Origin of the sequence: Asticcacaulis sp. (assembly GCF_027484505.1) — a bacterium.
GTDB lineage: Bacteria > Pseudomonadota > Alphaproteobacteria > Caulobacterales > Caulobacteraceae > Asticcacaulis.
The window spans coordinates 1-18,285 of the sequence record NZ_JAIXSV010000012.1 but is presented as its reverse complement, the minus strand read 5'-3'; the positions used below and the strand labels follow the sequence as shown (position 1 = coordinate 18,285).

Below are 18,285 nucleotides of genomic sequence, written 5' to 3'. Positions count from 1 at the left end.
TGCCGCCTGTCAGCATCTGATGGATATGGGCGTGGTGATCAACCGCCCACCGCGCGATGGCAATATGGCCTTTGTGCGCTCTCCGGACGGCATCAGCATCGAACTGCTGCAAAAGGGGGCCCCCAAAGCGCCGCAGGAACCGTGGGCCAGTATGCCCAATACGGGGAGCTGGTAGGCGTTTAGCCACGAAAACACCAAAGAGCCGTTCGAAATTCCGGGCGGCTTTTTGATTGTTTCGACTGGCCACCCCACCCGTCATTTGGCTTGCGCCAAATGCCACCGGCACCGGCCGCCCGGCTCCCCGCCAGCGGGGAGGTGTAAGGAGAGAAGCCGCCTATCTGTGGGTGAGTTTGAAAAAGTCATGACGCTTTGATAATCTTACACCTCCCTGCACGAAGTGCGGGGAGGGGGACTATTTGCGCAGCAAATGGTGGTGGGGTGCTACTTTGTCAGCCACAGATCCAAAGCAAATCGCCAGAGCGCGTCGGTTCCGCAAGGCCCTGACCCTGCCGGAATGGCTGCTATGGGAACGCCTCAAACAGCGTCTTAACGACGGTCTGGCCTTTCGGCGACAGCACCCGTTAGGGTCTTATATTCTTGATTTTTATTGCAAGGCCGCGCGCCTCTGCATCGAGGTCGATGGGGCGCACCACAGCCTTGCCGATCGTCCGCAACGGGATGCTGAGCGGGACCGTTTTGTCGAAACGCAAGGCTTGGAAGTCTATCGCATTGCCGCCGCCGACGTCTTCGCCGATCCGGACGCGGTGGCCGATGGGATCAGGCTGAAGGCTTTGGCGCGGCTGAACAGGTCGTGAACCACCCCACCCGTCATTTGGCTTGCGCCAAATGCCACCCTCCCCGCCAGCGGGGAGGTGTAAGGGGGGGGCGCCTATCTGTGGGTGAGTTTGAAAAAGTCATGAAGCTCTGATACTCTTACACCTCCCTGCACAACGTGCGGGGAGGGGGACCATTTGCGCAGCAAATGGTGGTGGGGTGTCACCTTGTCAGCCACAGATCCAAAGCAAATCGCCAAGGCGCGCCGGTTCCGCAAATCCCTGACTATGTCCGAATGGCTGCTGTGGGAGCGCCTGAAACATCGCCTTGATGACGGTCTGGTCTTTCGGCGACAGCACCCGTTAGGGTCTTATATTCTTGATTTTTATTGCAAGGCCGCGCGCCTCTGCATCGAGGTCGATGGGGCGCACCACAGTCTTGCCGATCGTCCGCAACGGGATGCTGAGCGGGACCGTTTTGTCGAAGCGCAAGGTCTGGAAGTCTATCGCATTGCCGCCGCAGACGTGTTTGCCGATCCGGACGCGGTGGCGGATGGGGTGCGGCTGAAGGCTTTGGCGCGGCTGAACAGGTCGTGAACCACCCCACCCGTCATTTGGCTTGCGCCAAATGCCACCGGCACCGGCCGCCCGGCTCCCCGCCAGCGGGGAGGTGTAATTGGGGCTTACAGGCTACCACGGGCCGGAGACGCCTAGTGGTCTGATTTTGACATTTGCTACCGCTTGCCGCACGCTCGAGGGCAAATGTCAAAATCTTTAAGACCACTAGCAACTTTATGATTCTAGTGGAATTTTCAAATTTGACATTTAATTACAATGGTCGCGGCAACTGGGTATCAAATGTCAAATTCATTCCACTAGGACCAGTATGCCCAATACGGGGAGCTGGTGATCACGCGACCCTGAGCGGTTCGATCTGGGCTTTCAACTCGTCGAGACGTTCGCGCTTGGCCTTACGCAGATCATAGTCCTTTTGCAGGTTCAGCCAGAACTCCGGGCTGGTGCCGAGGAATAACCCCAGACGCAGCGCCATTTCCGCCGTGATGGCGCGGCGGCCTTCGATAATGGCTTTGATGGCCGCGCGGTCCACCTTTATGGCCGCCGCCAGCGTGCCGGGGCGGATGCCCAGATCGTCCAGAAAGTCTTCCTTGAGCAGGACGCCCGGCGGGTCGATGTCGATATAGTCCGTCATTTTCTTTGCTTCCCAGAGGCTTCCTGCCAATCAGTGATAATCCAAGAACTCGACCTCATAGGCCTTGCCGTCCTGCCATTTGAAGACAATGCGCCATTGGTCGTTGACCCGGATCGAATAAAAGCCCTTGCGGTCACCTTGCAGGGCCTCCAGTCGGTTTGAAGGCGGAACGCGCAGATCCTCAAGGCTTATGGCGGCGTGAAGATAGATCAGCCGTCGAAGCGCCTGCTTCTGCAATCCGGCATCCATGCGCTTGACGGCGACGCCCTCAAACAATTGCTGCGTCTGACGATTGGCGAAGCTTTCAATCATGGTGTTGTTTATCACACAACGCATATGAGAGCAATTCTATTGTTGTGCGGCGCGCAACAGTGGCCTGCTGTCGCAATTTGACGGTTTGAATTGGCATCGTGCGCGGATGGCTTTATGAAGCCTGCACACCCTTCTTGAAGTGAGCCCTCATGTCCCCCAAACGCCTCGTCCTGATCGACGGTTCCGGCTATATCTTCCGCGCCTATCACGGCCTGCCGCCGCTGACGCGCAAGTCCGATGGCCTGCCGGTTGGGGCCGTGTCGGGCTTTTGCAACATGTTGTATAAGCTCATCAAAGAGAACCGCGGTGACGACGCGCCGTCGCATCTGGCGGTGATTTTCGACGCCGGGGCGCACACCTTCCGCAACGACCTCTACGATCAGTATAAGGCGCACCGTCCGCCGCCCCCCGAAGACCTGATCCCGCAATTCCCCCTGATCCGGCAGGCGACCAGGGCCTTTGGCATCCACAATGTCGAGCTTCTGGGCTTTGAAGCCGACGACCTGATCTGCACCTATGCCCGTCTGGCCGTGGAGCAGGGCTTTGAAGTCACCATCATTTCGTCCGACAAGGACCTGATGCAACTGGTCAACGACCACGTCTCCATGCTCGACCCGGTCAAGGGCACGCATGTCGGGCGCGAACAGGTGATCGAAAAGTTCGGTGTGCCGCCGGAACTGGTCGTCGATGCGCAGGCCCTGATCGGCGATTCCACCGATAACGTCCCCGGCGCACCCGGCATCGGCATCAAAACTGCCGCCCAGCTCATCCTCGAATACGGCTCGCTCGATGCCTTGCTTGAGCGCGCGCATGAGATCAAACAGCCCAAGCGCCGCGAGGCCCTGACCGACTTCCGCGATCAGATCCTGATGTCGCGTGAGCTGGTGCGCCTGCGCTGCGATGTGACGCCGCCGTGCCCCATCGAAGAGTTTGCGCTGAAAGACCCCAACGCCGCCGAGCTGGGGGCGTTTCTGGCCGAGATGGAGTTCACCTCTCTGGCGCGTCGCGTCGGCGGGTCTCTGGCGACGCTCGAAACGGCGCAGGCCGCCCCGCGCGACCTCACGGCCCCCGTGTCAAAGCCCCTGTTCGGCACCACGGCTCAGGTCAGCGCCCCACGTCCGGCCACGCCCGAAGCGCTGCTGACGCCGGTCGATTACGGCGCCTATCAGTGTGTTCAGGACATCGCGGCGTTAAGGGCCTATCTGGCGCAATGCCGCGCGGCGGGCGTGTTTGCCGTCGATACGGAAACGGATTCTTTGTCGGCTACGGCGTCGGGTCTGGTGGGCGTTTCTCTAAGCTGCGCGCCGGGATCGGGCGTCTATATCCCGCTGGCGCATCAGTCGGACGACGGCGGTCTGGCCCTGTCCGGCGATGAATTGAAGCAGATTCCTCTGGACGACGCGCTGGCCGAACTGAAGCCGTTACTCGAAGACCCGACCGTTCTCAAGGTGGGGCAGAATATCAAATACGACCTGTCGGTCTTTGCGCGCTATGGCATCCGTGTCGCGCCCTATGACGACACCATGCTGATCTCCTACGTGCTCGAAGGCGGCCTGCACGGGCACGGCATGGATGAGCTGTCGGAGCTGCATCTGGGCCACACGCCCATCCCGTTCAAGCAGGTGGCCGGCACGGGCAAGAGCGCCAAATCGTTCAAATTTGTCGATCTGAAACCCGCCACCGAATACGCCGCCGAAGACGCCGATATCACGCTGCGCCTATGGCACGTGCTGAAACCGCAACTGGCGCAAAAGCGGCTTCTGACCGTCTATGAGACACTGGAGCGCGCCATGCCGACCGTCCTGTCGGATATGGAACTGGCGGGGGTGCGCATCGACCCGCAGGTGCTGCGTCTGTTGTCGCAGGATTTTGGCGTGCGCATGGGCGAGATCGAAGCCGAAGCGCACAGCGTGGCCGGCCATCCGTTCAACCTCAATTCGCCACAGCAACTGGGGGCCATCTTCTTCGATGAAATGGCCCTGCCCGGCGGCAAGAAGACCGCGACGGGGCAGTGGGCCACCGACGTCAAGGTGCTGGAAGAGATCGCCGAAAAGGGCACACACGATCAGGGTCAGCGTCTGGCGCGCCTGCTGCTCGATTACCGTCAGATGGCCAAGCTGAAAGGCACCTATACGGATGCGCTGGTCGAATATGCCGACCCGAAGACCCACCGCATCCATACCTCCTACCAACTGGCTTCGACCACGACGGGCCGCCTGTCGTCCAACGAGCCCAATCTGCAAAACATCCCCATCCGCACGCTGGAAGGGCGCAAGATCCGCACCGCCTTTGTGGCGCGTCCGGGCCACAAGCTGATCTCGGCCGATTATTCGCAGATCGAACTGCGCCTGCTGGCCCATATCGGCGATATCGGCCAACTCAAGAAGGCGTTTCAGGACGGCATCGACATCCATGCCCTGACGGCATCGGAAATGTTTGGCGTGCCCGTCGAAGGCATGCCGTCCGAGGTGCGCCGCCGCGCCAAGGCCATCAATTTCGGCATCATCTACGGCATTTCGGCCTTTGGTCTGGGCAACCAACTCGGCATCGACAATCAGGAGGCCGGTCGCTACATCAAGACCTATTTCGAGCGCTTCCCCGGCATCAAGGCCTATATGGATGCCGCCAAAGAGCAGGTGAAGGCGACGGGCTATGTCGAAACCATCTTCGGCCGGCGTATCCACATCCCCGACATCCACGCCAAGTCAGCGGGTCAGCGCGCCTTTGCCGAACGCGCGGCGATCAATGCACCCATTCAGGGCACCGCCGCCGACATCATCCGCCGCGCCATGATCCGTATGCCGGGCGCGCTGGAAGCGGCGGGCCTGACCACCACCATGCTGCTTCAGGTGCACGACGAACTGATCTTCGAAGCCCCCGAAGCCGAGGTCGAAGCCGCCAAAGCGGTGATTATCCACGCGATGAAACACGCAGCCCTCCCGGCGCTCGACATCTCCGTGCCGCTGGAGGTCGAGGCCAAGGCGGCGGACAACTGGGACGAGGCGCACTGATATTGCGTAGTTACAATTTTGTAGTTACAATATGACCAAGCTACGCTTTGAATGGGACGATGCCAAGGCTCAATCCAATAAGCGCAAGCACGGGATCAGCTTTGCCTTGGCGACCCGCGTTTTCCTTGATCCGGACGTTCTTACAAAACTGGACCGCATCACAGATTACGAAGAGCGTTGGCAAACAATCGGTCTTGTCGATGACCATATGGTGTTGCTGGTAGCCCATACGACCTGGGAAGAAGATGATCATGGCGAATTCATCGAAGTTATCCGCATCATCTCTGCGCGACGCGCCGAAAAGCATGAAAAACAGGAATATGAAATCAACCGTTTCCAAGGTCGTCAGATATGAACTGGATATCGAGAATCCCCCGCCGCTGACGAATGAACAAAGGGCTGAACTCAAAGCCCTGTCCGAGTGCCCGGACAGTGACATCGACTATAGCGACATCCCGCCGCTGACTGACGACTTTTTCAAAAACGCTGTGCGCGGACGCTTTTACAAGCCCGTCAAACAACAGGCGACGGTTCGCATTGATGCCGATGTGCTCGACTGGCTGAAAGCGTCCGGCAGGGGCTATCAGACCCGTCTGAATGCCATTCTCCGCAAGGAAATGCTGGCCGATCTGAAACGGCGGTAGGCTGAGGTGACGATTTGAGATTTAACGCGGCTATTTTCTCCTCCCTACGCTTCAGCGTGGGGTATAGCGTAACGAAAGTATAGCTTTCGCAAGCGATGGGCAGCGAGCGAAGCGACGCTGACGGAGGGGTATAACCCCGCGTAAAAATACCCCTCCGCCTCGTAAACTCGGCACCTCCCCATGATATGGGGAGGAGGAAGATCGAAAACGTTAAATCGGTATGACTTTTAATGGAATCGTCATTCAAGCGCCTCCCCTGATTTCAGGGGAGGTGGATTTTGGAGCGAAGCGACAAAAGACGGTGGGGTTAAATACCGCTGCTTTAACCCCACCCGGCGCTGCGCGCCACCCTCCCCTGAAATCAGGGGAGGCGCTATCGCGCTATGCTGTTTCCACCTAAAATCATACCGCTCTAAATTGTCACTACAGCCCACCCTACTTCCGCACCCCGGCGCTCTTGTCGCGCACGGGGCGGAATTCCGAACCGGCCTTCCATTGCGGCCAGTCGCGGCTATGGGCCAGATCACGCCCCAGCCGGTAGGCGAGGTCGATATCTTCGACCGCGCCGCTGAGGTCCCAGTCGGCGCTCCAGGCGTCGCAGGTCTTGTGATAGCAGTTGGCCGTATAGTCGGCGACCCAGCGCTCTCCGGCGGCGCGACCGCCTTCGACCAGATCGGCCCCGCCGCCCAGCCCCATGATCAGCAGGGTGGGCACGCCGCGTTTGGCCACCGAAAAGTGATCGGCGCGGTAAAACAGGCCGCGTTCGGGGGCGGAATCGGGCGTCAGGGTGCGCCCCTGTGTCGCCGCCAGCGTCGCCAGACGGTCCTCAAGGTCGTTCTGACCCATGCCGATCAGCACCATATCCTTCGCCTTGCCCGCCGTTTGCAGCACGTCCAGCGTGATATTGGCCACCGTGGTTTCCAGCGGATAGGTCGGGCGACTGGCATAGGTTTCTGAGCCCAGAAGCCCGCGTTCTTCGGCGGTCCACAGGGCAAACACGACGCTGCGGTCGGGCTTCGGCCCCTGCACAAAGTGACGCGCGATTTCCAGCACGGCGGCGGTCCCCAACCCGTCATCATTGGCACCGGGGCGGATGGTGCGGCCCTGCGCGTCCGCTGGCCCTATGCCATAGGCGTCCCAGTGCGCACCGTACATGATCGACTCGGCCGGACGGGTTTTGCCGGGCAGGCGGGCGATGACGTTATGGCTCTGCACCTGATCGCTCTGGACCGCGGCCTCGATCGACAGGCGCGCATCCCCGATGGCGACCGGCTTGAAATCATCCTGCCGCGCCGCCATGCGCAAGGCCTTGAGGTCCAGCCCCGCCTTGCGGAACAGGTCGTCGGCCGCCGTCCCGCTCAGCCAGCCCTGAAACGGCACGGCCTGAAGCGCATCGGGTTGGCGCACCACGTCGAAGACTTCGGAATGCGGGGCGGTGACCGTGCTCCAGCCATAGCCGGCCCCCGGCGTATCGTGGATGATCAAGGCGCCGGCGGCCCCCAGACGCGCGGCAATCTCATACTTATAGACCCAGCGCCCATACCAGGTCATGGCGCGGCCACCGAAACGTCCGGCCACCGGCTCATCGGCGGCGGCTTCGAAGTCCGGATCATTGATCAGGAAGACGGCGATCTTGCCTTTGAGGTCCACGCCTTTGAAATCGTCGCGCTGACGCTCCGGGGCCTTTACGCCATAGCCAACGAAGACCAAGGGCAGGTCCTTGACCGACAGACGCTCGACCGGGCGCGCCGTGGCCAGATAGATGTCCTGTTCATGGGTGAGCGCTTGTGTCCCCGCGGCTGTGCGCAGGCTCAAGAGCGAAGGCGTTGCCAGCCGCGTATGGGTCAGCGGCACGGTCTGAAGATAGGTGCCGTTTTCACCACCGGGCTCAAGGCCCAGCGCCTTGAAACATTCGCTCAGCCAACCGATGGTTTCGGCTTCACCCGCCGTACCGGGGGCGCGGCCTTCAAAGGCATCCGACGCCAGCACTTTTACGTCCTGCGAAATCCGCGCGCCGTCTATGCCGCCGGACACCTGTGCCGAAGCACCCGTAACGGCGAAGCTGGCGATTAGCCCAAGACAAATCACGCGTTTCATGAGCGGCCTTCTGTGGCAAAAAGCCTTTTATAGTCTGGACCCCTGACGATGCGCAATTGGCATTTGCCCCGCCGACCATGGCCCGATAAGCTGAGCCCATGACCACTGTAAAACGCCTTGATCACTTCAATATTCAAACCCACGATATGGCGGGCACGACTGCCTTCTATGCCGATCTGCTAAACCTTGAGGCCCGTACCGCGCCTGAGCGCGACCCGGCGGACCGCATGTGGCTTTACGACTCCGGCGACCGTGCCGTGATCCATCTCAACCGTTTTGGCACCGACAACACCATCCCTCGTGAGGTGGTGCCCGGCAACCCGACCGGTGCCATTCATCATATCGCTTTCGAGTGTGATGGCTATGAGGAGACCGTGGATAAACTTAAGGTTATGGGGCTTTACTACGCTACCAATGATATTGCGCGCATTTCTTTGCGACAGATATTTGTCGCGGACCCTAACAATGTTCTCCTGGAACTCAATTTTCGCGGGTAATGTATTTCAAATTTTAGAAAACGTAACGGCACGTTTCGTTTTAAAACTCTCGTTTATACTATAGTTAACCTTCCATTCAGCATTAATACGGAAAAGCGGGAAGCATATACTCTGTAACCGCCCCGCATTTTTTGTGTGCTCAATGTTCAAAAATATCACTATTCGCGCGCGTATCGTCGCAGCCTTCACCCTTATCCTCTTCGCTACGGTCGGCCTGGGGGTGTTCAGCGTCAGTCAGCTACATGCCGTCAACCGCTCGGTGGATGATCTGGGGTCCAACTGGCTGCCGACGGCCAATACCCTGGGTGACGCGTCGCAAACCTTTGAACTGATGCGCCTGCGCCAGTCGCAACTGCTGATCGTCGCTGAGGCCGAGCGTCCCGAAATCATCGAAAATATCGCTAAGGCGTCAAAGGACCTCGAAGCGACGCTCGAAAGCTACAAGACGATGATCGCCAACAGCGAGGAGCAGGCGCTGGCCGACAAGATCTACGGCACGATGGAAGGCTATCGCACCAACAGCCAGCGCTATCTGGATCTGGTGTCGGCGGGCGATATAGCGGCGGCACAAACCTTCTTTATGAACGATATGCAGGCTCAGGCCCGCACCCTGCGCGACGCCATTCGTGCCGACCGCACCTATCAGGTCGAGGCAGGCAACAAGGCCGCGGCTCAGGGTATCGCCACGGGCAAATCGGCGGCCACGCTGATCCTGATCGCTCTGGCGGGTACGGCGGTGTTTGCTGCCCTTATCGGCTTCCTGATGATCCGCAGCGTCTCTGTGCCGATTGGGCGCATGTCCGACGTGATGAAGGCCCTGTCTGGCGGTCAGGCGGATGTGAAGGTGCCCAATCTGGGGGAACGTAACGAAATCGGCCAGATGGCCGCCTCTGTCGAAGTCTTCCGCGACGGCCTGATCCGCAACCGCGCGCTCGAAGCCGAAGCGGCCAAGGCCCGCCAAGACTCCGAATATCAGCGCAAGCAGGCCATGCGTGATCTGGTGGCAGACTTCGAAGGCGCCATTGGCGGCGTGGTCGAAATGGTGTCATCGGCGGCGACGGAAATGCAGGCCACGGCGGCGCAACTGACGGCATCGGCGCAGGAATCGTCGGCTCAGGCGCAGTCGGTGTCTGCGGCGGCCGAAGAAGCGGGGACGAACGTGACCTCGGTGGCGGGTTCGGCTGAGGAACTGGGGGCCTCTGTCTCGGAAATCAGCCGTCAGGTGCAGCATTCGCTCACCAAGGCGCGCGAAGCGGTGACGGAGGCCGAAGCCACCTCGGCCATCGTCAACGAGTTGTCGGAAGCGGCGGGCCGCATCACCGGGATTGTGGACATGATTTCGGGCATCGCGTCGCAGACCAATCTGCTGGCGCTCAACGCCACCATCGAATCCGCACGCGCCGGTGAAGCGGGCAAAGGCTTCGCGGTCGTTGCCGCCGAAGTGAAGACGCTGGCCACCCAGACGGCCCGCGCTACCACCGAGATCAATCAGCAGATCGCGGGCATTCAGGCGACCACCGAACAGGCGGTGCGCGCCATCGAAAACATCTCGCAAACCATCCGCATCATCAACGAGTCCTCGGCAACCATCGCCGCGGCGGTCGAGCAGCAGGGCGCGGCGACCAGTGAGATTGTGCAGGCGGTCAATCAGGCCTCTATGGGCACCACCGAGGTGACGCAAAGCATCACCGGCGTGGCGCGTCTGGCCGAAGAAACCGGTATGGGGGCGTCTCAGGTGCTGAATGCCTCCTCCGAACTGGCGCAACAGGCAGAGACGCTGCGGGGGCAGGTCAATGGTTTCCTCGCGCAGGTGCGTGCGGCATAGAGCGGTCATGGGGCGGGTTCCATCAGGGCCTGCCCCCTTTTCAGCCCACACCGCATTTCCCCCTCAGGTTTTGCGGAACGTATATACAATCCTTTAACCCTGTTTTTACACTTTCAGATAACACTCCTCTCTGAATTGTTCGGATGCGCGCCTGCAATTATCAAGAGGGGGAAGAATGTTCAGACATATTTCTGTCCGGATACGGATTATCGCTGCCTTTTCGGTTGTCCTTGCCTGCACGCTGGGACTGGGTCTGTTCGCCATCAACCGTCTGGCCACCGTCAACGCGTCCCTCAATGATCTTGCCACCCACTGGCTGCCGGCGTCTCATGGTCTTGGCGAAGCCGGTCAGAGTTTTGAACTGGCCCGCTTTCGTCAACTCCAGTTGTCTACGGTCCCGGAGTCAGAACGGGCTGAAATTCGGGAAAGTGTTAATCAGGAATTGGCTCAGCTGTCGCAAGCCATAGAAGACAGTACACGCCACCTGACCGGCCCTCAGGAGCAGGCGCAGGCCGAAAAAATCCGCACAGAACTGAAAACCTATATGGCCAATAGCGAACACTATGCGGGGTTGATTGACACCGGTGACATGGTGACGGCTCAGGCCTATTTCTCCCAGGAGATGCGCACACAGGCCCGGGAACTGCGCAAATATATTCAGGAAGCCCGCGCCTATCAGGTGGAGGCTGGCGACAAGGCCGCCGCTCACGGTATGGAACAGGGCGCGACGGCGCGTATGCTGATCCTGATGGCGCTGGGCGTCACGGCCCTGTGTGCGGCCCTTATCGGCTTCCTGATGATCCGCGCCGTTTCGGTGCCGATTGGGCGCATGTCCGACGTGATGAAGACCCTGTCCGGAGGTCAGACCGGGGTGAAGGTGCCTCATCTGGGCGAACGCAATGAAATCGGGCAGATGGCTGCGGCCGTCGAAGTCTTCCGCGACGGCCTGATCCGCAACCGCGCGCTCGAAGCCGAAGCGGCAAAGGTGCGCGAAGACGCCGAGCATCAGCGCAAGCAGGCCATGCGCGATCTGGCAGCGGATTTCGAAGGGGCTATTGGCGGCGTGGTCGAAATGGTGTCCTCCGCCGCGACGGAGATGCAGGCGACGGCAGCGCAATTATCGGCGTCAGCGCAGGAATCCTCGGCAAAGGCGCAGTCGGTGTCGGCCGCGGCCGAACAGGCCGGCAGCAGTGTCACCTCCGTGGCGGGATCAGCCGAGGAACTGGGGGCCTCGATCTCCGAGATCAGCCGACAGGTGCAGCATTCCCTTGTCAAAGCCCGCGAAGCGGTGGGCGAGGCCGAAGCGACCTATGCCATCGTCAACGAACTGTCGGGGGCGGCGGCCCGTATCACCAGCATCGTGGATATGATCTCCGGCATTGCGTCTCAGACCAACCTGCTGGCGCTCAACGCCACCATCGAATCGGCGCGCGCCGGTGAAGCCGGTAAGGGCTTCGCTGTGGTGGCGGCTGAGGTGAAAACGCTCGCTACCCAGACCGCTCATGCGACAACTGAGATCAATCAGCAGATCGCGGGCATTCAGGCGACCACCGAACAGGCGGTGCGCGCCATCGAAAACATCTCGCAGACCATCCGCATCATCAACGAGTCCTCCGCCACTATCGCCGCAGCGGTAGAGCAGCAGGGCGCGGCGACCAGTGAGATCGTGCTGTCGGTGACTCAGGCGTCCACCGGCGCGATTGAAGTGACGCAAAACATCACCGGCGTGGCCCGCATGGCCGAGGAAACCGGCACAGGCGCGTCTCAGGTGCTCAGTGCCTCGTCCGAACTGGCGCAACAGGCGGCGAAATTGCAGGCGCAGGTCAACGGCTTTCTGGCGCAGGTCCGTGCCGCCTGATCAGGTCTGGTGCCTATGCCGCCAGCCCGGCCTGCACCAGCAGGGGTTTGAGCCGGACCAGCGCCGCCGGGTCTTCCATCAGGCTGGCGCGCACATCGGGGGCGCGCAACTGCTTCATGATCTCAGCCTTGGCCAGTTCGCTGAGCGCGCCCAGCGGCCCCGACTGACCCGTCGCCAGCCCCAACAGGGCTGCCATGCGCTGAAGCGGCGATTTCGATCCCTTGAGGATGTGCGGGATCAACTGCACATCGCTGGCGATCTGTACGCCGATCTGCCCCAGACGCGTATGGGCGGCCTCGGTATCGCTTTCGCTCAAGCTGGCCTTGGTGATGCGCCGTTGCAGCATGGCCAGCAACTGAAGCCGCTGCGCCGCCGGGCGTTTGGGATCACGCAGGTCCGTTTCAAAACGATGCGCCGTCAGGGACGACAAAAGCCAGCGCGCCGCCTGTTTTTTATTGGCCGCCCCGACCACGTTCTCGCACAGCCACAACAGGCGTTCGATCTCTTCGAGGCAGTGCGGTGCACCGCGCGTCAGGCCTTCGACAAAGGCGCTCGACACCAGCATTTTGGAGCGTTCGATAAAGGCGTCGGAAATGTCTTCGCGCTCGACCTGCTGCTGGCTGCCGGCCGTGAGCGCCAGAGCCATGGCGCGCAGGAGGTCGATTTCGCCCACCGGATTGTCCGGCATCAGCCGCTTTACGCCGCGCAGCTCGCTTAGCACATTGCGAAAGGCCTGAAGGCGCAGGTCGCGGAAATGGCCGTCACGGATCAGGCGCGCAAACTCTTCGAGGTGCGCGGGCGGCGGCGGCAGGGCCCGACTGATGCCCGTATCGACCTGGCTGAGGCGTTCGATGGCCTCACCGCTGACCATATGGGTCAGAAAGGCCAGACCTTCGCCCAGAGTGATGTCGCTGCCCAGGATTTCGGCCAGTCCGCCCTTGCGCGCATAGAGTTCGACCAACGGCATTTCGATGACGTCCAGCGCCCATTTCAGTTCCGGCTTGCTGACGATGGCAGCGGCGATGCGCGTCAGGGGGATCAGCTTGCGCCCGGCACTGCGGTCCGCGCCCATCAGCTTCGCCACAGCGCCGCCAAACGCATAGCCGCGCTCCGGCGATTGCCCGATACGCGCGACCTGAGCCGCAATATCGCCGGTGAGGTCGATCTCGCCAAAGACCTTTTTGCGGCCATCGCCGATGACGCGGTTGATGGCCCTGTCCGTCAGGTTGGTCCAGCGGCGCATGATCTCGTGGATCGAGGCCCCCGTTTCCTCGGATTCGGGGATGGCGACCTTCTGGATGGCGTGGGTCAGGTCATTGGTCGAAACGTCGAGCCGCTCACACAGGACAGGGCTGTGCAGCAGTTCGAATACGGTCGCCCCCTGACGGCGCAACCAGTCTTCGAGCACGCGGGCAATGGTTTCGCGGGCGTGGCGGCTATAGAGGTCCTGCGGCGAGGTGCACACCGGCTCGGCACTGCTGGCGACCTTGGGCTTGCTGCGCGTTTCCGGCAGGCCCTCGGTCAGCACGGTATAGGTGCGAAATTCACCCGTATCGTCGGAAAAGACTTCTTTTGTGACCTTGATGGCGGCGGCGCGACGGGCGTTCAGCAGCTCACGCGCCTGCGCGATGGCGGCGTCGCGGTCTTCCAGCGCGTTTTGCAACACCCAACCCGATTGCGGCGTCTTGCGCGAGAAGATTTCGTAGTGAATCTGACCGGCCATAACGCTCCGATGCGTCTTGTCAATAATTGGCTCTTTATGACCCGCGTGTCACAAACCCTGCCATTCGCGTCGAAATATGGACGAATCCTGTTAAATTAACGTTGAAGGGACGTCCGGGCCTGATTATCACCCCGGAGCGGCCTATATTTGGTCAATAATTGAGTGTTTTGGCGTAAACGGCGTTATATGGTGCGCCACAGGTAAGACAACCGGAGGGCTTATGGCCAGAATTACCCTTGTCGATGATGACGAAAACATTGTCACCAGCGTTTCGCTGGCGCTGGAAAGCGGCGGACATACGGTGCAGGCCTATCACGACGGTGCGACCGGTCTGGCCGCACTGGAAAAGGACCCGCCTGATCTCGCCATCCTTGACGTCAAGATGCCGCGTATGGACGGCATGGAAGTGCTGCGCCGCCTGCGCATGAACTCCAACCTGCCGGTGATCATCCTCACCTCAAAGGACGATGAGATCGACGAGGTGCTTGGCTTCAACCTCGGCGCCGACGACTATATGCACAAGCCCTTCTCACAGCGCCTGCTGCTGGAGCGCGTCAAGGCCGTGCTGCGTCGCGCCGGTGTCGTTGATCAGTCCGAGCCGCCTGAAACGCAGGAAGCGCTGAACGCCAAGTCGCTGAAGCGTGGCAAGCTGGTCATGGATGCCGCCCGTCACGAATGCACCTGGGACGGCAAGCCGGTGCGCCTGACCGTCACCGAATTCCTGCTGCTGCACGCGCTGGCGCAGCGTCCGGGCTTCGTCAAAAGCCGCGACAACCTGATGGACGCTGCTTATGACGATCAGGTCTATGTCGATGACCGCACGATCGACAGCCACATCAAGCGGATGCGTAAAAAATTCCGCATCGTCGATCAGGAGTTCGACTCCATCGAAACCCTCTATGGCGTAGGCTATCGCTACCGCGAAGTGTAACCCATGCCGTTTGCCCGCCGCCCTGATACCTCCCCGGCTCTGTTGGGGAGGTACACATAATGTCCGAAACGTCGCACCGCCGTCTCCTGCCGCCCTTTGCGCGCATAGGTTTTTTCCGGGCGCGGCTGGGGCGGCTGATCCTGCTGCTCAATCTGGCCGGCTTGCTGGTGCTGATCACCGGCGCGCTGGTGCTCAATGAATTCCGTCAGGGCCTGATCGACAACCGCAAAGAGTCGCTGATGGCGCAGGCGGAGACGATGGGTGAGATCATCGCCGAGGTCGCCACCGCCGGTGACCCTGAGCCCTATCTGGAGCCGCAATACGCCGTGCTGGTGCTGGGGCGCTTCATCCCCGCAGAACAGCGCGCCCGACTGTTTGATGCCAGGGGGCACGTCCTCACCGACTCCTATTCCGTCTCCGAACAGATCGATGTGCGCAGCCTGCCGCCGGTCGAGGACACCTTGCCCGATACCGAGCGACGCAAGGCGCGCAATCAGCGTCAGGAAAAGGCGCGTGAGGCGCTGGAGGCTGAGGTCAAGCAGGCCCTGAGCGGTGAGCCGGTCGCCTCGGTGCGCTATAATGAAAAGGGCGAAAAGGTCGTTTCCGTCTCGGTGCCGCTGAAGCGCGTCAAGGCCATACTGGGCGTGCTGACCATTGAGGCGGGCGACGTGGATACTATCGTCGCGGCGCAGCGCTGGGCCATGCTGCCCTTCATTCTGGTGGCGCTCGGCGTCAGCCTGTTTTCCTCGCTGCTGCTGCACTGGCTGGTCAGCCGGCCCATCCACCGCCTGTCCGACGCCGCCGATGCCGTGCGAATGCAGAAGGCGCGCACCTTCTCCCTGCCCGATCTGGAATCGCGTCACGATGAGGTGGGGATTCTGGCGCGTTCGCTGCAATCCATGACCGAGGCGCTGCAAAAGCGCATGGACGATATCGACCGCTTCGCCGCCGACGTGTCGCATGAGATCAAAAACCCCCTGACCTCGATCCGCAGCGCGCTGGAAACCCTCAGTCTGGTCAAGGATGAGGCGGCCAAGGCACGGCTGATGGCGGTCATCCAGCAGGATGTGCGGCGCGCCGACCGCCTGATTACCGATATTTCCAACGCCTCACGCCTCGATGCCGAACTGGCGCGTGATGTGCCCAAACCCGTCGATGTCGGGGCCCTGCTCGAAGACATTGTCTCCCTCTATCAGCACATGCCAGACGGCGCGGCGGTCAGTCTGGAGCGTAAACTGACCCCGGCCGCGTCGAAGGTGATGGGCCGCGAAGGGCCGCTGGGGCAGGTTTTCCGCAATGTCATCGACAATGCGCGCTCCTTCTCGCCCGAAGGCGGTACGGTGCGCGTCTGCGTCGCCTATTCCGACGCCGACGCGAAACGCCCCGTGCAAATCGTGATTGAGGACGACGGTCCCGGCATCCCGGCGGAAAATCTGGAGACCATCTTCCAGCGCTTCTATACCTCACGGCCCAAGGGCACGGACTTCGGACGCAATTCGGGTCTGGGCCTGTCGATCTCGCGTCAGATTATCGAGGCGCAGGGCGGCCGCATCTGGGCCGAGAACCGTTTGAATGACGACCACACCATCGCCGGCGCGCGCTTTACCATCACCCTGCCGAACGTGTATCAGTGAGACATCTATATACCTCCCTGCCTCCGGCGGGGAGGGGGATCGCGCCCGTCAGGGCGTGGGGGTGGGGTGTCTTGCGATATGTCCACCTGCGTAGTGTGTTGATATTCAGTAAGAACCCCCACCACCGCATCTCGCTTGCTCCGCAAGCGTCGTGCGGTCCCCCTCCCCAGTAAACTGGGGAGGTATGATTAGACGGAGTCCACCCTTGTCCCGAATCATCCTCCACGCCACATCGCTGACCGTGCCCATCCGGGGCCAGTGGCGGGGCGTGCTGCTGATGGGGCCATCGGGCATCGGCAAGAGTGATCTCGCCCTGCGCGCGCTGGAGGCCGGGTTTCAGCTTGTGAGCGACGACTACTCCGTCTTGTGGGCGTCCGGCGATCACATTTTCGCCAGCGCCCCGGACACCATCGCCGGACGCCTGGAGGTGCGCGGCATCGGCATCACGCCGCAGCCCCGTCGCGCCCTGACGCGCGTAAGTCTTTGTGTACACTGTCAATTATCGCCCCCGGAGCGCCTGCCCGAAGCCGAGCTGACCCCCGTTCTGGGGCACGACCTGCCCACCCTCAGGCTTAACCCAAGGGAAGCTTCGACTGTGGCCAAACTGCTCACCCGGCTGCGTCTTCTGTCGTGATCCCGCGGATCGGCCTTGGCACCGTCGCATTTTCGTCCTAAATCGAAAGACCTTTTTGCAGTGCAGTGAATTGGGTCTATAATCAGCTTCTTGTGCCGCGCCCCAACCCGAAATCCGGGACCCGACGGGCGGTCACGTGTAGGGATGACGTCTATATGATCGGACTGGTGATCGTGACCCACGGCGGTCTGGCGGAAGAGTTTGTATCCGCCATGGAACACGTTGTGGGACCGCAGGATCAGGTGACGGCCATCTGTATCGGGCCCGAAGACGACGTGGCTCAGCGCCGTCAGGACATCCTCAAGGCGACGTTTGCCAACGACAGTGGCGACGGTGTGATCCTGCTGACCGACATGTTCGGTGGCACCCCGTCGAATCTGGCCATCTCCGTCATGGAGCAGACCAAGGCCGAGGTGATCGCCGGGCTCAACCTGCCCATGCTGATCAAGCTGGCGACGCTGCGCAAACTGGAGGCCCTGCCGGATTGCGTACAACACGCCCAGGAGGCCGGGCGCAAATACGTCACCGTCGCCTCCTACGTCCTGTCGGGTGATAACTGAGCGTGACCGCCCAAATTTGACCGCCCGAATTTGACCGCAAGCCGCGGGACGCGCACCGCGGTCGAAAGGTTCAGAATGGAGGTATCCGGTGAGTGAGGAACCATCCATGACCGCTGCCTTTGCCCTGACCGAAGACCCGCGCTGGCGGGCCCTCACCGCCCGCGATGCGACGCAGGACGGCACCTTTGTCTATGGCGTGAAGACGACCGGCGTCTATTGCCGCTGCACCTGCCCGTCGCGGCGGCCAAAGCCGGAGAATGTGCGCTTTTTTGCCACGGGCCCGGAGGCAGAGGCCACGGGGTTTCGCCCGTGCAAGCGCTGCCAGCCCGATCAGGCCGGTCAGCGCGCCCTTCAGGCGCAGAGGATTGCCGAAGCCTGCCGTGAGATTGAAAGCGCCGAGGTCGAACCGACACTGGAGGCGCTGGCCCAGCGGGCCGGTTTAAGCCCTTTTCATTTCCACCGGGTGTTCAAGGCCGCCACCGGCCTGACGCCCAAGGCCTATGCCCGCGCCCATCGCAGTGGCCGGATGCGCGCCGCGCTAAAGGCCAGCGGCAGCGTCACCGAGGCCATCTACGA

General features: G+C 61.3%; 17 protein-coding genes and 1 pseudogene. 14 read left to right on the top strand and 4 right to left on the bottom strand.

The genetic code is table 11. From position 1 onward, the window contains the following. The 3 genes and pseudogenes from Q0072_RS00880 to Q0072_RS00870 form a co-directional block, all read left to right on the top strand. Positions 1 to 175 (top strand): annotated as a pseudogene (locus tag Q0072_RS00880) (lactoylglutathione lyase); the annotation flags it as partial. Between the two features lie 271 nt (positions 176 to 446). Further along, the gene (locus Q0072_RS00875) at positions 447 to 815 is read left to right on the top strand and encodes a DUF559 domain-containing protein (protein ID WP_298324384.1); all 369 of its coding nucleotides are present in this window, start codon (positions 447 to 449) and stop codon (positions 813 to 815) included. Between the two features lie 186 nt (positions 816 to 1,001). Continuing rightward, entirely contained in the window at positions 1,002 to 1,370 is a 369-nt protein-coding gene (locus tag Q0072_RS00870; protein ID WP_298324379.1) for a DUF559 domain-containing protein, read from the top strand. 313 nt (positions 1,371 to 1,683) lie between these two features. Here Q0072_RS00870 and Q0072_RS00865 read toward each other — a convergent pair whose 3' ends face one another. Beyond that, positions 1,684 to 1,983, bottom strand: coding sequence for a HigA family addiction module antitoxin (locus tag Q0072_RS00865; protein ID WP_298324374.1), 300 nt, complete (start codon positions 1,981 to 1,983; stop codon positions 1,684 to 1,686). 30 nt (positions 1,984 to 2,013) lie between these two features. Then, positions 2,014 to 2,295, bottom strand: a complete 282-nt coding sequence (locus Q0072_RS00860; protein ID WP_298324371.1) for a type II toxin-antitoxin system RelE/ParE family toxin — start codon at positions 2,293 to 2,295, stop codon at positions 2,014 to 2,016. A 149-nt stretch (positions 2,296 to 2,444) separates the two neighbouring features. On the opposite strand from Q0072_RS00860, the gene polA reads away from it, so the two are divergent. The 3 genes from polA to Q0072_RS00845 are packed head-to-tail and all read left to right on the top strand — an operon-like array spanning position 2,445 to position 5,950. Next, the gene (polA, locus tag Q0072_RS00855) at positions 2,445 to 5,306 is read left to right on the top strand and encodes a DNA polymerase I (protein WP_298324368.1); all 2,862 of its coding nucleotides are present in this window, start codon (positions 2,445 to 2,447) and stop codon (positions 5,304 to 5,306) included. Between the two features lie 31 nt (positions 5,307 to 5,337). Then, positions 5,338 to 5,661 (top strand): BrnT family toxin, encoded by a 324-nt coding sequence (locus Q0072_RS00850; protein ID WP_298324365.1) that lies wholly within the window; start codon positions 5,338 to 5,340, stop codon positions 5,659 to 5,661. Beyond that, positions 5,627 to 5,950 carry a BrnA antitoxin family protein gene (locus Q0072_RS00845; RefSeq protein ID WP_298324363.1) on the top strand — a complete coding sequence of 108 codons (324 nt, stop codon included), beginning with the start codon at positions 5,627 to 5,629 and terminating at the stop codon, positions 5,948 to 5,950. Before Q0072_RS00850 ends, Q0072_RS00845 begins: the two co-directional genes overlap by 35 nt. Positions 5,951 to 6,385: 435 nt before the next feature. On the opposite strand, the gene Q0072_RS00840 is transcribed toward Q0072_RS00845, so the two are convergent. After that, the gene (locus Q0072_RS00840) at positions 6,386 to 8,047 is read right to left on the bottom strand and encodes a M28 family peptidase (RefSeq protein ID WP_298324360.1); all 1,662 of its coding nucleotides are present in this window, start codon (positions 8,045 to 8,047) and stop codon (positions 6,386 to 6,388) included. Positions 8,048 to 8,145: 98 nt separating this feature from the next. Here Q0072_RS00840 and Q0072_RS00835 point away from each other — a divergent pair, with 98 nt between their 5' ends. The 3 genes from Q0072_RS00835 (at position 8,146) to Q0072_RS00825 (ending at position 12,227) form a co-directional block, all read left to right on the top strand. Continuing rightward, positions 8,146 to 8,544: a VOC family protein gene (locus Q0072_RS00835; RefSeq protein WP_298324357.1), complete on the top strand. Its 399-nt coding sequence runs from the start codon at positions 8,146 to 8,148 to the stop codon at positions 8,542 to 8,544. Between the two features lie 142 nt (positions 8,545 to 8,686). Continuing rightward, positions 8,687 to 10,369: a methyl-accepting chemotaxis protein gene (locus Q0072_RS00830; protein ID WP_298324354.1), complete on the top strand. Its 1,683-nt coding sequence runs from the start codon at positions 8,687 to 8,689 to the stop codon at positions 10,367 to 10,369. A 175-nt stretch (positions 10,370 to 10,544) separates the two neighbouring features. Beyond that, a complete protein-coding gene (locus Q0072_RS00825) occupies positions 10,545 to 12,227 on the top strand; it encodes a methyl-accepting chemotaxis protein (protein WP_298324352.1) in 1,683 nt (560 codons plus the stop codon). Between the two features lie 13 nt (positions 12,228 to 12,240). On the opposite strand, the gene Q0072_RS00820 is transcribed toward Q0072_RS00825, so the two are convergent. Beyond that, entirely contained in the window at positions 12,241 to 13,950 is a 1,710-nt protein-coding gene (locus Q0072_RS00820) for a hypothetical protein (RefSeq protein WP_298324349.1), read from the bottom strand. Between the two features lie 220 nt (positions 13,951 to 14,170). Between Q0072_RS00820 and Q0072_RS00815 the strand changes: the two genes are divergently transcribed. The 5 genes from Q0072_RS00815 to Q0072_RS00795 all read left to right on the top strand — a co-directional run. Beyond that, entirely contained in the window at positions 14,171 to 14,881 is a 711-nt protein-coding gene (locus Q0072_RS00815) for a response regulator transcription factor (RefSeq protein ID WP_298324346.1), read from the top strand. Positions 14,882 to 14,940: 59 nt separating this feature from the next. Next, positions 14,941 to 16,515, top strand: a complete 1,575-nt coding sequence (locus Q0072_RS00810) for an ATP-binding protein (RefSeq protein WP_298324343.1) — start codon at positions 14,941 to 14,943, stop codon at positions 16,513 to 16,515. A 205-nt stretch (positions 16,516 to 16,720) separates the two neighbouring features. Further along, the gene (locus tag Q0072_RS00805) at positions 16,721 to 17,149 is read left to right on the top strand and encodes an HPr kinase/phosphorylase (RefSeq protein ID WP_298324340.1); all 429 of its coding nucleotides are present in this window, start codon (positions 16,721 to 16,723) and stop codon (positions 17,147 to 17,149) included. Between the two features lie 155 nt (positions 17,150 to 17,304). Beyond that, a complete protein-coding gene (locus Q0072_RS00800) occupies positions 17,305 to 17,709 on the top strand; it encodes a PTS sugar transporter subunit IIA (protein WP_290799767.1) in 405 nt (134 codons plus the stop codon). A 106-nt stretch (positions 17,710 to 17,815) separates the two neighbouring features. Next, positions 17,816 to 18,285, top strand: a 470-nt coding sequence (locus tag Q0072_RS00795; protein WP_298324334.1) for a bifunctional transcriptional activator/DNA repair enzyme AdaA, incomplete at its 3' end; no start/stop codon positions are given.

What these genes read in the sequence shown, in the direction of transcription:
- Q0072_RS00850 (WP_298324365.1), top strand. Translation starts at nt 5,338, where the DNA reads ATGACCAAGCTACGCTTTGAATGGGACGATGCCAAGGCTCAATCCAAT.
- Q0072_RS00840 (WP_298324360.1), bottom strand. Translation starts at nt 8,047, where the DNA reads ATGAAACGCGTGATTTGTCTTGGGCTAATCGCCAGCTTCGCCGTTACG.
- polA (WP_298324368.1), top strand. Translation starts at nt 2,445, where the DNA reads ATGTCCCCCAAACGCCTCGTCCTGATCGACGGTTCCGGCTATATCTTC.
- Q0072_RS00820 (WP_298324349.1), bottom strand. Translation starts at nt 13,950, where the DNA reads ATGGCCGGTCAGATTCACTACGAAATCTTCTCGCGCAAGACGCCGCAA.
- Q0072_RS00800 (WP_290799767.1), top strand. Translation starts at nt 17,305, where the DNA reads ATGATCGGACTGGTGATCGTGACCCACGGCGGTCTGGCGGAAGAGTTT.
- Q0072_RS00845 (WP_298324363.1), top strand. Translation starts at nt 5,627, where the DNA reads ATGAAATCAACCGTTTCCAAGGTCGTCAGATATGAACTGGATATCGAG.
- Q0072_RS00815 (WP_298324346.1), top strand. Translation starts at nt 14,171, where the DNA reads ATGGCCAGAATTACCCTTGTCGATGATGACGAAAACATTGTCACCAGC.
- Q0072_RS00825 (WP_298324352.1), top strand. Translation starts at nt 10,545, where the DNA reads ATGTTCAGACATATTTCTGTCCGGATACGGATTATCGCTGCCTTTTCG.
- Q0072_RS00830 (WP_298324354.1), top strand. Translation starts at nt 8,687, where the DNA reads ATGTTCAAAAATATCACTATTCGCGCGCGTATCGTCGCAGCCTTCACC.
- Q0072_RS00835 (WP_298324357.1), top strand. Translation starts at nt 8,146, where the DNA reads ATGACCACTGTAAAACGCCTTGATCACTTCAATATTCAAACCCACGAT.
- Q0072_RS00860 (WP_298324371.1), bottom strand. Translation starts at nt 2,295, where the DNA reads ATGATTGAAAGCTTCGCCAATCGTCAGACGCAGCAATTGTTTGAGGGC.
- Q0072_RS00865 (WP_298324374.1), bottom strand. Translation starts at nt 1,983, where the DNA reads ATGACGGACTATATCGACATCGACCCGCCGGGCGTCCTGCTCAAGGAA.
- Q0072_RS00810 (WP_298324343.1), top strand. Translation starts at nt 14,941, where the DNA reads ATGTCCGAAACGTCGCACCGCCGTCTCCTGCCGCCCTTTGCGCGCATA.